The sequence below is a fragment of the Streptomyces sp. NPDC003327 genome, from assembly GCF_053589515.1.
This window is the reverse complement of record NZ_JBSFSA010000001.1, coordinates 126,031-138,049: the sequence shown is the minus strand read 5'-3', so window position 1 is coordinate 138,049 and position 12,019 is coordinate 126,031. Positions and strand designations below refer to the sequence as shown.

Annotated in this window: 15 protein-coding genes; 6 read left to right on the top strand and 9 right to left on the bottom strand. The window is 71.3% G+C overall.

What is annotated here, in order from left to right; all coding sequences use genetic code 11:
* Nucleotides 1-37 precede the first annotated feature (37 nt).
* The 5 genes from ACWDVG_RS00675 to ACWDVG_RS00655 all read right to left on the bottom strand — a co-directional run bounded on the left by ACWDVG_RS00675 (nt 38) and on the right by ACWDVG_RS00655 (nt 4,274).
* Nucleotides 38-1,405: an FAD-dependent oxidoreductase gene (locus ACWDVG_RS00675; protein ID WP_451694767.1), complete on the bottom strand. Its 1,368-nt coding sequence runs from the start codon at nt 1,403-1,405 to the stop codon at nt 38-40.
* Between the two features lie 144 nt (nt 1,406-1,549).
* Nucleotides 1,550-2,359, bottom strand: coding sequence for a hypothetical protein (locus tag ACWDVG_RS00670; RefSeq protein ID WP_451694765.1), 810 nt, complete (start codon nt 2,357-2,359; stop codon nt 1,550-1,552).
* Nucleotides 2,360-2,392: 33 nt separating this feature from the next.
* Nucleotides 2,393-3,193: a hypothetical protein gene (locus ACWDVG_RS00665; RefSeq protein WP_451694764.1), complete on the bottom strand. Its 801-nt coding sequence runs from the start codon at nt 3,191-3,193 to the stop codon at nt 2,393-2,395.
* Complete coding sequence (locus tag ACWDVG_RS00660; RefSeq protein WP_451694762.1) at nt 3,190-3,459, bottom strand: DUF397 domain-containing protein; 270 nt, start codon at nt 3,457-3,459, stop codon at nt 3,190-3,192. Before ACWDVG_RS00660 ends, ACWDVG_RS00665 begins: the two co-directional genes overlap by 4 nt.
* Nucleotides 3,441-4,274: a helix-turn-helix domain-containing protein gene (locus ACWDVG_RS00655; RefSeq protein WP_451694760.1), complete on the bottom strand. Its 834-nt coding sequence runs from the start codon at nt 4,272-4,274 to the stop codon at nt 3,441-3,443. The genes ACWDVG_RS00660 and ACWDVG_RS00655 overlap by 19 nt, the downstream gene beginning before the upstream one ends.
* A 132-nt stretch (nt 4,275-4,406) precedes the next feature.
* Here ACWDVG_RS00655 and ACWDVG_RS00650 point away from each other — a divergent pair, with 132 nt between their 5' ends.
* The 5 genes from ACWDVG_RS00650 (at nt 4,407) to ACWDVG_RS00630 (ending at nt 7,048) form a co-directional block, all read left to right on the top strand.
* Nucleotides 4,407-4,628 (top strand): hypothetical protein, encoded by a 222-nt coding sequence (locus ACWDVG_RS00650; protein ID WP_451694758.1) that lies wholly within the window; start codon nt 4,407-4,409, stop codon nt 4,626-4,628.
* The gene (locus ACWDVG_RS00645) at nt 4,625-4,840 is read left to right on the top strand and encodes a hypothetical protein (RefSeq protein ID WP_451694757.1); all 216 of its coding nucleotides are present in this window, start codon (nt 4,625-4,627) and stop codon (nt 4,838-4,840) included. The genes ACWDVG_RS00650 and ACWDVG_RS00645 overlap by 4 nt, the downstream gene beginning before the upstream one ends.
* Before the next feature lie 68 nt (nt 4,841-4,908).
* On the top strand, nt 4,909-5,658 hold the full coding sequence (gene recO / locus ACWDVG_RS00640; RefSeq protein WP_093876190.1) for a DNA repair protein RecO: 750 nt from the start codon (nt 4,909-4,911) through the stop codon (nt 5,656-5,658).
* Between the two features lie 12 nt (nt 5,659-5,670).
* Entirely contained in the window at nt 5,671-6,495 is an 825-nt protein-coding gene (locus ACWDVG_RS00635) for an isoprenyl transferase (RefSeq protein ID WP_451694756.1), read from the top strand.
* Between the two features lies 1 nt (nt 6,496).
* A complete protein-coding gene (locus ACWDVG_RS00630) occupies nt 6,497-7,048 on the top strand; it encodes a YcxB family protein (RefSeq protein ID WP_451694754.1) in 552 nt (183 codons plus the stop codon).
* Nucleotides 7,049-7,177: 129 nt separating this feature from the next.
* Here ACWDVG_RS00630 and ACWDVG_RS00625 read toward each other — a convergent pair whose 3' ends face one another.
* The 4 genes from ACWDVG_RS00625 to ACWDVG_RS00610 all read right to left on the bottom strand — a co-directional run bounded on the left by ACWDVG_RS00625 (nt 7,178) and on the right by ACWDVG_RS00610 (nt 10,369).
* Complete coding sequence (locus tag ACWDVG_RS00625) at nt 7,178-7,591, bottom strand: Fur family transcriptional regulator (RefSeq protein WP_451694752.1); 414 nt, start codon at nt 7,589-7,591, stop codon at nt 7,178-7,180.
* Nucleotides 7,592-7,662: 71 nt separating this feature from the next.
* Nucleotides 7,663-8,559 (bottom strand): metal ABC transporter permease, encoded by an 897-nt coding sequence (locus ACWDVG_RS00620; protein ID WP_451694750.1) that lies wholly within the window; start codon nt 8,557-8,559, stop codon nt 7,663-7,665.
* A 2-nt stretch (nt 8,560-8,561) separates the two neighbouring features.
* Nucleotides 8,562-9,326 carry a metal ABC transporter ATP-binding protein gene (locus ACWDVG_RS00615; protein ID WP_451694749.1) on the bottom strand — a complete coding sequence of 255 codons (765 nt, stop codon included), beginning with the start codon at nt 9,324-9,326 and terminating at the stop codon, nt 8,562-8,564.
* 29 nt (nt 9,327-9,355) lie between these two features.
* On the bottom strand, nt 9,356-10,369 hold the full coding sequence (locus tag ACWDVG_RS00610; RefSeq protein WP_451694748.1) for a metal ABC transporter substrate-binding protein: 1,014 nt from the start codon (nt 10,367-10,369) through the stop codon (nt 9,356-9,358).
* Between the two features lie 176 nt (nt 10,370-10,545).
* On the opposite strand from ACWDVG_RS00610, the gene ACWDVG_RS00605 reads away from it, so the two are divergent.
* A complete protein-coding gene (locus ACWDVG_RS00605) occupies nt 10,546-11,925 on the top strand; it encodes a glycine--tRNA ligase (protein ID WP_451694747.1) in 1,380 nt (459 codons plus the stop codon).
* The last annotated feature ends 94 nt before the right edge of the window (nt 11,926-12,019 follow it).

Genomic DNA, 12,019 nt, shown 5'->3' with positions numbered 1-12,019 from the left:
GCCGGGGGTCACGACGCGTCGCAGGGACCCGGTGGTGCTACTGGACGGCGCCGCTCGCGCGGAGCATGTCCTCGCGCTCGACGATCTTCACGCGCTCGCGGCCCTGCGGCTCGCCCAGCGCCTTCTCGGCGGCGTCGAGGGCGTACCAGCCCTCCCACGTCGTGTACGTGAGGCCCTTGCCCTCGAGGAAGGCGACGACCGCGTCGGTCTCGGGGTTCTCCGGGGTCAGGAGGCGGCCGGCGGCGAAGTCCTCCAGGAGGTTCGCGACCGTCTCGTTGGCGTCGCCCTTGGTGTGGCCGATGAGGCCGACGGGGCCGCGCCGGATCCAGCCGGTGACGTAGGTGGAGGCCATGTGCTCCTCGCCCTCCATCACGCGGCCGCCCCGGTCCGGGACGGTGCCGGTGACGGCGTCCCACGGCAGCTTGGGCAGCTCGTCGGAGAGGTAACCGACGGCGCGGTAGACGGCCTGGACGTCCCAGTCCGTGGTCTGCCCGGTGCCCTTGACGTTGCCGGTGCCGTCGAGCTCGGTGCGCTCGGTGCGCAGGCCGACGACCTTGCCGTCCTCGCCGAGGATCTCGACGGGCGACTCGAAGAAGTGGAGGAACAGCTTGTGCGGGCGGTCGCCGACGTCGCGGATCGCCCAGTTCTCCAGGGTCTTCGCGACCATGTCGGTCTGCTTGTTCTTGCGGCGCTCGGCGATCGAGCCCTCGTCGTAGTCGATGTCCTCGGGGTTGACGATGACCTCGATGTTCGGCGAGTGGTCCAGCTCGCGCAGCTCCATGGGGCTGAACTTCGCCTGCGCCGGGCCGCGGCGGCCGAAGACGTGGATCTCCACGGCCTTGTTGGCCTTGAGGCCCTCGTAGACGTTGGCCGGGATCTCGGTCGGCAGCAGCTCGTCGGCGGTCTTGGCGAGGATGCGGGCGATGTCGAGGGCGACGTTGCCGACGCCGAGGACGGCGACCTTCTCGGCGGACAGGTCCCAGGTGCGCGGGACGTCCGGGTGGCCGTCGTACCAGGAGGCGAAGTCGGCGGCGCCGAGGGAGCCGTCCAGCTCGACGCCGGGGATCTGCAGCTCGCGGTCGAACATGGCGCCGGTCGAGAAGACCACCGCGTCGTAGAAGGAGCGCAGGTCGTCGAGGTGGACGTCGGTGCCGTAGTTCACGTTGCCGAAGAGGCGGACCTGCGGCTTGTCGAGCACCTGGTGGAGGGCGGTGATGATGCCCTTGATGCGCGGGTGGTCGGGGGCCACGCCGTAGCGGATCAGGCCGAAGGGGGCCGGCATCCGCTCGAAGATGTCGATGGACACGCCCGGCTCGGTGGCGGCCTCGGACTTCAGCAGCGCATCGGCGGCGTAGATTCCGGCGGGGCCGGCGCCGACGATCGCGACCCGGAGGGGGCGGGGCATGTCTGGGTTCCCTTCGACTACGACGTGGCGGCGAGGCCGCCGACACTTAGGTCACCCTAAATAACTTCTGCGCCGAAGTGGTACCCGGGCCCGCTCTATGGACTCATAAGGCGAACTTATGACTTCTCAAAGGAATGGCTGGAACTAGCCGCTCGTCAGGGCATCCGCCGTCAGAAGGGCCAGCACCGCCGCCATGACGACCCCGCAGCACACGAACAGCCCCGCGAACACGCTGTTCAACCGCTGCGGGACATCGGGCTTCACCGCGGCCACGTCCGCCGGGTCCTCCGGGGCGAAGCGCACCTCGACGTACGACCCGTACGAGGCGTGCGCCACCGTCCGGGCCGTGCCGGAGGCGTCGACGTAGAGGAAGACGCCCGGCACGTTGGACGGCCGGGCGAAGGCCTTCGCCCCGCGCCTGATCAGCCGGCGCCGGTGCGCCCACTTCCCGGCCTCCCACGCCCCGGGCCACAGCGCCGCGACCGCGAGGGCGCCGATCAGGGCGGCGGTGGCCCCGTAGCCCGCACCGCCCGAGGTCCCGGCGACCGCCGACGCGGCGACGACCGCGGCGACGCAGCCGAGGACGAACCACGTGATCCGGCGCTTGTGCCGCACCTGCCACCGCGTCCTGAGGGTCCTCAGGACGACCAGCGCCTTCCCGTCGACCTCCGCGGGCTCGTCGCCCAGCCCCTCCAGCAGCGCGGTCAGGCGGTCGGCGAAGGCGGTCGCGTCGGCCTCGTCCACGTCGTCGATCCGGTACACCGTCGGCGCCGCCCCGGCCGGGGCGCGCAGCTCCACGGCCACCGACCGCCCCTCGGCCCGCACCCGCGCGATCGCGTCGGGCGGGATGGTGACGTGCTCGCGGGGGCGCTCCAGGAGCAGGCCGTTGTCCTCGGCGCTGAGGACGGCCCCGCCGCTCCCCTGGAGCACCGGTACGGACGCGGTGATCGACATGCCCGGGATCGTACGGGCGGCGGAGCCGCCGCGTCAGCCCCTCGCGGCCGCGACGACGAGCGCCCCGGCCGCGAACAGCGCACCGCCCGCGATCCCGCACCCGAGGAGGGTGACGCAGAGGGTCCCGCACAGCTCGGCGAACCCCGCCGGGCGGACGACCCGCTCCGGGTCGCGCGGGTCGTAGGCCAGCTCGATCCGGTTCGGCCCGGAGGTCGCCGTGTACGTGTGGCGGCCGCCCTCGGTGTCCGTGTAGCGGTACACCTTCCGGTTGTTGGTGTAGTGGGTGAACTCGCCGAGCACCGTGATCCCGTGCCTCGGCAGGCGCCACTGCCGGTACGCCTCGCCGCCCATGGACCACACCATGAAGCTGCCGATGGCGCCGAAGACGAGCGCCATCCCGTAGACGATCGCGTACTCGATCCTCGGCCCGGCCACCCCGATGTACACGCCGAGCGCGACGAGCGGCGCCGCCGCGAGCCCGCCGAGCACCCACGTCCGCACGGGCCGGGGCTCCGGTGCGGCGAGGGTCCTGGTCGTCACCAGGGCCGCCCCGTCGACCTCGCCCGCCGGGGCGGGCAGGGCGGCGGTGACGGCGTCCGCGAAGGCCACGGCCGCGGCCTCGCTCACGTCCGTGACCCGGTAGACCGTGGGCTCGCTCGCCCCCGCCGCCGCCAGCGCGATCGCGAGGGACCGCCCCTCGGCGTGGACGAGGGCGATCGCCTCCAGGGGTATGTGGTGTTCCTTGTCCGCACGTCGGAGGGTCACCGGCCCTCCCTCGAAGCGGAGGACGGATTCGCCGCTGCCGCGCAGGACGAGGGAGGGGGCGGTCGTCATCCGGCCACACCGGCCACGAACTCGGCCCACGCCCCGGCCCCGACGACGAGGGCGGGGCCGTGGGGGTTCTTGCTGTCCCGGACGGGAACGAAACCGGGGAAGGCGTCGGAGACTTCGACGCAGTCGCCGCCCTCGCCGTTGCTGTAGGAGCTCTTGCGCCAGGTGGCACCCGCGAAGTCGTACGAGACTTCGACGCAGCTGCCGCCCTCGCCGTTGCTGTAGCTGCTCTTGAACCAGGTGGCGTTGGTCAGGTCGTACTGGCGCATCGTCTGAAGTCCTCCGCCGCCGCGTCGATCAGGGCCAGGGACGCCTCCGGCGACAAGGCGGCGACCCTGAGCAGATCGTAGGCGCGCTGTGCACGCTTCACCACTGCCGGATCATCGAGGAGCGTGCCCGAAAACGAGGTCTCCGTATAGGCCGTTGGCGGCTGGTCGGTGAACTCCATCAGCTTGAGTGTGCCGTTCATGGAGGCGAGTGCTCCCGCCGCGCGGGGCACCACGGTCACCAGGACCCACCGCTGCCGGGCGAGCGCGGCGATGTGGTCGAGCTGCTCGGCCATGACCCCGGGGCCGCCCACCGGAGTGCGCAGGGCGTTCTCGTGCAGGATGACCCAGTACTCGGGCCTCGTGACCTCCTTGAGGATGTCCGCCCGCCTCACCCGCGCGGTGACCTTCTCCTCGACGTACTCCTCCGACGCGAACGGGTTCGCCGCGAGCGTCACCGCCCGCGCGTACGCCGCCGTCTGCAACAACCCCGGCACCACCGTCGGCGCGAACTCGCACAGCTTCGTCGCCACGGCCTCCAGTTCCGCCACCGCGCTGAAATAGGAGGCGTACGGTGACGTGTCGATGAGTTCCCGAACCGTTCGTTCGAAAATACCGCCGGTTTGTAGGACCGTGTCGATTCGCTTCGCCACATCCAACTGCGGCTTTCGAATTCCCTGCTCGAAAAGCCCGATATACGCCCCCGACACGAACACCCGTGTGCCCAGCTCGGTCTGCGACAGGCCCGCGGCCTCCCGGCCCTCCTTGAGGAGGCCGCCGAAGAAGCCCCACACGTCCTGCTGCTTGCCCTTGGCCATGGATTAACTCCCGAACCCTACGCCGCAGTTGTACGGCCCGTGCGTCTGCCGAGTCTACGGATCCCGTACCACCCTGGAGTGGGGAACCCGGAAATGGATTCAGAAAGGCATACGTTGGTGAAGGAAGACAGCATGAAGCCGACCACGGGGGCGATCGAAGCGGCCGGACAAGCGGTGACGGAATTGCGCGAGGCGCTCGCGCGTGCGGGAATCACGCTCCCCTCGCTCGGTCTCGACGCCGTCACCCTCGCCGCCGACCCACCGAGGCCGCTCGTCGAATTGGGACGTTGCACGGTGGAAACGGCCCGGCTCCTCGCCGGCGCCGTACTGCCGGGGGAGGAGTACCGGTCATGACGCTGCCCATCGGGTCGTACGTCGTGGAGATCCGCACCGGTCGGGTCGCGAGAGTCATGGGGCACGAGGGGCCCTACGTACAGATCCGTCCGCTCGGCGGCGGGCGGGAGTGGGACGTGCAGCCCGAGGAGGTGCGGGAGGCGACCTCCGCGGAGCGGCTGAGCGCGGCCACGGCGCACGTGAACGCGCGGAGCCGGGGCGAGGTGCCCTGAGGGTCCCCGTCCCGGGGTGCCCGGCCGTTCCGGTCCGGGCGCCCCCGTCCGTACGGGACAATGGGGCCATGAGTCTGTTCCGCGACGACGGCATCGTGCTGCGCACCCAGAAGCTGGGCGAAGCGGACCGCATCATCACGATCCTCACGCGCGGTCACGGCCGCGTACGCGCCGTCGCGCGCGGGGTGCGCCGGACGAAGTCCAAGTTCGGGGCGCGCCTCGAACCCTTCTCCCACGTGGACGTGCAGTTCTTCGCCCGCGGGAGCGAGCTGGTCGGACGCGGGCTGCCGCTCTGCACCCAGAGCGAGACGATCGCCGCCTATGGCAGCGGGATCGTCACCGACTACGCCCGGTACACGGCGGGCACGGCCATGCTGGAGACGGCGGAGCGGTTCACCGACCACGAGGGGGAGCCGGCCGTCCAGCAGTACCTGCTGCTCGTGGGCGGGCTGCGGACGCTCGCCAGGGGCGAGCACGCGCCGCACCTCATCCTCGACGCCTTCCTCCTCCGCTCCCTCGCCGTGAACGGCTACGCGCCGAGCTTCGACGACTGCGCGAAGTGCGGCCTCCACGGGCCGAACCGGTTCTTCTCGGTCGCGGCGGGCGGGGTCATATGCGGCGACTGCCGGGTGCCCGGAAGCGTCGTACCCTCTGCGGAGGCCATCGGCCTGCTCAGCGCGCTGCTCACCGGCGACTGGGCGACGGCGGACGCGTGCGAGCCGCGTCACGTCAGGGAGGGGAGCGGACTGGTGTCCGCCTATCTCCACTGGCACCTGGAGCGCGGCCTGCGCTCCCTGCGTTATGTGGAAAAGAGCTAGGAGAGACCACCCATGGCCATCGCACGACTCCTCGGTCGCCAGCGTCGGGAGTACCGCACCCCCGAGCCGCACCCGTCCGGCGCCCGCCCGCCGAAGCTCCAGCCGGAGCTGGTCCCGGAGCACGTCGCGATCGTCATGGACGGCAACGGCCGCTGGGCCAAGGAGCGCGGGCTGCCGCGCACCGAGGGGCACAAGGTCGGCGCCGAGCAGGTCCTCGACGTGCTCCAGGGCGCGCTGGAGATGGGGGTGGGGGCGATCTCGCTCTACGCCTTCTCCACGGAGAACTGGAAGCGCTCGCCCGAAGAGGTCCGCTTCCTGATGAACTTCAACCGCGACTTCATCCGCAAGACCCGCGACCAGCTCGACGAGCTGGGCATCCGCGTCCGCTGGGTGGGCCGCATGCCCAAGCTGTGGAAGTCGGTGGCCAAGGAGCTCCAGGTCGCGCAGGAGCAGACCAAGGACAACACCAAGCTGACGCTGTACTTCTGCATGAACTACGGCGGCCGCGCTGAGCTGACGGACGCGGCGCAGGCGCTCGCCGAGGACGTGCGGGCGGGGAAGCTGGACCCGGCGAAGATCACCGAGAAGACGATCCAGAAGTACCTGTACTACCCGGACATGCCGGACGTGGACCTCTTCCTGCGGCCCAGCGGCGAGCAGCGCACGTCCAACTACCTGATCTGGCAGAGCGCGTACGCCGAGATGGTCTTCCAGGACGTGCTGTGGCCCGACTTCGACCGCCGCGACCTGTGGCGGGCGTGCGTCGAGTACGCCCAGCGGGACCGGCGTTTCGGCGGGGTCGACCCGGCCGACCTGGCCGTCCTCGACAAGGCCTGACGTGGCGGGGACACCGGACGGCTCCCCGTCCCGCGAACGGGTCGAGCTGACGTACTCCGCCGTCCTTGCCGACGTGCGCGAGGCGGTGCGCGTCACCCTGCGGGTCGCCCGCTGGTGGCGGGCGCTGCGGTGGCTGGCGTACGGCTCCGCCGCCCTCGCCTTCACGGTCGCCGCTCTGGAGCTGCTGCTCCCGGGCGAGCCGGAGGCCGGGACCGTGGCGCGGATGACGGGTCTTGGCGTCGCCGCCGTCGTGGTGGTCCACCTGATGACCTGGGCCGTCACCCAGAGCTTCTACCTCGCCGCCCGCGCCCAGGGCGGCGAGGCCACGGCCGTCGTCGACGCCGAGGGCGGCCGGTGGACCTCCCGGAACGCCGACACCACCATCCGCTGGGCCATGCTGCCCCGGTACGCGGAGACCGACCGGCTCTTCGTCCTGCTGACCCCCCGCAGGACGGGCTCCGGCTTCGCCTACCTGCCCAAGGCCGGCCTCGCCGACCCGACCGACGTCGACCGGCTCCGGGCGCTCCTGGACCGGCACAGCAGCCGCGTCTGACGGCACCCGTCCAACGGACCACGGCACGCCGAGAAGGGGCCCGCACCGGAACCGTCCGGTGCGGGCCCCTTCCCGTATGTCAGGTCGGCCGGGCCGTACGTCAGGTCGTGCGACCCGACGCGCGTCCGCTCACGCCTTGGCGGCGCACTCCGCGCACGTGCCGAAGATCTCGACCGTGTGCGCCACGTTCACGAAGCCGTGCTCGGCCGCGACCGTCTCGGCCCACTGCTCCACCATCGGGCCCTCCACCTCCACGGCCTTGCCGCAGACGCGGCAGACCAGGTGGTGGTGGTGGTCGCCGGTCGAGCAGCGGCGGTAGACGGTCTCGCCGTCGCTCGTGCGCAGCGCGTCGACCTCGCCCGCGTCCGCGAGGGACTGGAGGGTGCGGTAGACGGTGGTGAGGCCGACGGAGTCGCCGCGGTGCTTGAGCATGTCGTGCAGCTCCTGGGCGCTGCGGAACTCGTCCACCTCGCTCAGCGCCGCCGCCACGGCCGCCCGCTGTTTGGTCGAGCGGCCGCGTACGGGGGGTCCTGCCGTTGTCACGGGGGCCTCCTTGAGTCCTTGTCTGCCCCCGCCATTCTGCCAGCCCCCCGGGACGCCGGGTCCGGGGCGCCTCAGACCTTCACGTCGTCCGCCGGGCGCCGGGTGGTGGGCACGCACCGCTCGTCGCACGCGGCCGACGCCTCCTCGGCCGCGCGGGCCCTGCGCCGCGCGAGCGGCGCGGCGAGGACGGTGAGGACCACGAAGACCCCGATCGCGAGGAGCACGATCGTCGCGCCGGGCGGCACGTCCTGGTAGTACGAGGTGATCGTGCCGGACAGCGTCACGCCGGTGCCGATGACCACGGCCAGCGCGAACGTGGTGCGGAACGACCGGGACAGCTGCTGTGCGGCCGCCACGGGCACCACCATGAGCGCGCTGACCAGGAGCAGGCCGACGACCCGCATGGCGACCGTGACGGTCACCGCGGCGGTGACCGCGATCAGCAGGTTCAGGAGGCGCACCGGCAGGCCGGTGACCCGGGCGAACTCCTCGTCCTGGCTGACCGCGAAGAGCTGCCGGCGCAGGCCGACCGTGACGAGGACCACGAAGGCGGCCAGGACGCTGATGGCCGTCACGTCCTCGGCGGAGACCGTGGAGAGCGAGCCGAAGAGGTACGAGCTGAGGTTGGCGTTGGAGCCGGTCGGCGAGAGGTTGATGAGCAGCACGCCGCCCGCCATGCCGCCGTAGAAGAGAAGCGCGAGCGCGAGGTCGCCGCGCGTCTTGCCGTACGCCCGGATCAGCTCCATCGCGACGGAGCCGGCGACGGCGACGAGCGTGGCCATCCAGACGGGGCTGCTGTTCAGGAGGAAGCCGAGGCCGACGCCGGTCATCGCCACGTGGCCGATGCCGTCGCCCATGAGGGCCTGGCGGCGCTGGACGAGGTAGACGCCGACGGCGGGCGCGGTGATGCCGACGAGGACGGCGGCGAGCAGCGCGCGCTGCATGAAGGCGGGTTCGAGGAAGTCCATGGTCAGGTCAGCAGTCCCGTGCGGAGCGGCTCGTCCGCCGCGTGCGGATGAACGTGGTCGTGGCCCGGCAGGGCGTGCTGCCCCACGGCCCTCGGCGGCGGGCCGTCGTGGACGACGCAGCCGTCGCGCAGGACGACGGCGCGGTCGATCAGCGGCTCCAGCGGGCCCAGCTCGTGCAGGACGAGGAGGACGGAGGTGCCGCCCGCGACCTGCTCGCGCAGCGTGGCGGCGAGGATCTCCTGGCTGCCGAGGTCCACGCCGGCCATCGGCTCGTCCATGATCAGCAGTTCGGGCTCGGAGGCGAGCGCGCGGGCGATCAGCACCCGCTGGTGCTGGCCGCCGGAGAGGGCGCTCACCGAGTCGCGGGCGCGGTCGGCGAGGCCGACCAGCTCCAGGGCCCGGTCGACGGCCTCCCGGTCGGCGCGCCGGGGCAGGCCGAAGGGGCGGCGGGAGAGGCGGCCGGAGGAGACGACCTCGCGGACGGTGGCGGGGACGCCGGAGGTGGCCGTCGTGCGCTGGGGCACGTACCCGATCCTGGCCCAGTCGCGGAAACGCTTCCGCTCGGTGCCGAACAGCTCGATCGTGCCGCCGGTCAGCGGCACCTGGCCGATGATCGCGCGGACGGCGGTGGACTTGCCGGAGCCGTTGGCGCCGAGCAGGGCGACGACCTCGCCGTGCCCGACGGCGAGGTCGACGCCCCGGAGGACCGGGCGCGCGCCGAGGGCCGCCGTGGCTCCGCGGACGGAAATGACGGGTTCCTTGGCCATGGCCGGTGCCTCCGATACGTGCGTGGGTGTCACTTGGCGCCGAGGGCCTTCTTCAGCGCGTCGAGGTTCGCCTGCATCACCTCGAAGTAGTCATCGCCCTTGGAGGTGTCCGTGATTCCCTCCAGCGGGTCGAGCACGTCGGTCTTCAGACCGGTGTCGGCGGCGAGGGTCTTCGCGGTCTTGTCGCTGGCGAGGGTCTCGAAGAAGACGGTGGAGACCTTGTCCGCCCTCGCCACGTCCTGGAGCTCCTTCATCCGGGCGGGGCTCGGCTCGGACTCGGGGTCGAGGCCGGAGATGCCCTCCTGGTCCAGGTGGTAGCGCTCGGCGAGGTAGCCGAAGGCGGAGTGCGTGGTGATGAAGGTCCGGGTGGTGGTGTTCTTCAGGCCGGTCTCGAACGCGGTGTCGAGCGCGCCGAGCTCCTTCACCAGGGCGTCGGTGTTCTTCCGGTAGTCGGCCGCGTGGGCCGGGTCGGCCTTCTCCAGGGCCGCGCCCACGCCCTTGGCGACCTCGGCGTACTTCACGGGGTCGAGCCAGACGTGCGGGTCGGCGCCGGCCTCGGAGCCGTGGTCGTGGCCCTCCTCCTCGCTGCCCTCGCCCGCGTGCTCGGCGTGCTCGGCCTCGGTCTCGCCCGCGTGCGCCTCGTTGGCGTGTCCCTCCGCGGTGCCGTGCGCCTCCAGCGTGGTGAGGCCGGCGGCGTCGACGGTGTTCTTCACGCCGGCCTGGGCGATGGCGTCGTCGACGGCGGGCTGGATGCCCTTGAGGTAGAGGATGACGTCGGCCTCGCCGAGCTCGCCGATCTGCCTCGGCTTGAGCTCCAGGTCGTGGGGTTCGACGCCGGGCCTGGTGAGCGTGTTGACGGCGACGTGGCCGCCGCCGATCCGCTCGGCCAGGAACTGCATGGGGTAGAACGACGCCACCACGTCCAGCTTGCCGTCGGAGTCCTTGCCCGTCGCGTCGGAGGAGCCACAGGCGGAGAGGGAGACGAGGCCGAGCGCGACGGCTCCGGCGAGGGCGGTGCTGGGTATCAGACGACGTACGTTCATGACACTCATTTTCAACAAAACTGGAAACGGTTGTCAATTGAACTGCTTGTGGCCCCGGCCACCCCGAGCCCCGCGGAGCGGCCGGGAGGGGCCGGAGGGAACCGATTTGATTCCGGGGCCGCGGGCGCCGGTAACCTGTGGCATTCGCACTTCGTCGTCGTAATGAAGAGAGCACCGTGGCCGCCGACAAGATCGACACCATCGTCAGCCTGAGCAAGCGCCGTGGCTTCGTTTTCCCCTGCAGTGAGATCTACGGCGGCCAGCGCGCCGCCTGGGACTACGGGCACCTGGGCGTCGAGCTCAAGGAGAACATCAAGCGCCAGTGGTGGCGTTACATGGTCACCTCGCGCGAGGACGTCGTCGGCATCGACTCGTCGGTCATCCTGGCGACCGAGGTCTGGGAGGCCTCCGGTCACGTCGCCACCTTCACCGACCCCCTGACCGAGTGCACCTCCTGCCACAAGCGCTTCCGCGCCGACCACCTGGAGGAGGCGTACGAGGAGAAGCACGGCCGTCTCCCCGAGAACGGCCTCGCCGACCTCAACTGCCCCCACTGCGGCAACAAGGGCACCTTCACCGAGCCGAAGAACTTCTCCGGCCTGCTCTCCACCCACCTCGGCCCGACCCAGGACTCCGGCTCCGTCGCCTACCTGCGCCCCGAGACCGCCCAGGGCATCTTCACCAACTTCGCCCAGGTGCAGTCGACCTCGCGCAAGAAGCCCCCGTTCGGCATCGCGCAGATGGGCAAGTCCTTCCGGAACGAGATCACTCCGGGCAACTTCATCTTCCGCACGCGCGAGTTCGAGCAGATGGAGATGGAGTTCTTCGTCAAGCCGGGCGAGGACGAGCAGTGGCAGGAGTACTGGATGCAGCAGCGCTGGAACTGGTACACCGGCCTGGGTCTCCGCGAGGAGAACATGCGCTGGTACGAGCACCCGCAGGAGAAGCTCTCCCACTACTCGAAGCGCACCGCCGACATCGAGTACCGCTTCCAGTTCGGCGGCAGCGAGTGGGGCGAGCTCGAGGGCGTCGCCAACCGCACCGACTACGACCTGAACGCGCACGCCAAGGCCTCCGGCGCCAACCTGACCTACCTGGAGCAGGAGGGCGAGCGCTACACGCCGTACGTCATCGAGCCCGCCGCCGGTGTCGGCCGCGCGATGCTGGCCTTCCTGCTCGACGCGTACGTCGAGGACGAGGCCCCGAACGCCAAGGGCGTCATGGAGAAGCGCACCGTGCTGCGCCTCGACCACCGCCTGGCCCCGGTCAAGGTCGCGGTCCTGCCGCTCTCCCGCAACGCGCAGCTGTCGCCGAAGGCCAAGGGCCTCGCGGCGGACCTGCGCCAGAACTGGAACATCGAGTTCGACGACGCCGGCGCCATCGGCCGCCGCTACCGTCGCCAGGACGAGATCGGCACCCCGTTCTGCGTCACCGTCGACTTCGACACCCTCGACGACAACGCGGTGACCGTGCGCGAGCGCGACACCATGAAGCAGGAGCGCGTCTCCCTGGACCAGATCCAGAGCTACCTGGGCAGCCGCCTGCTCGGCTGCTGAGTCCGGCCACGGCCGTACGGCGAAGCCCCCGGTTCCGTTCCTCGGGACCGGGGGCTTCCCGGCGTCGGGGGCCGGTCCGGGGGGTGGCGGACCG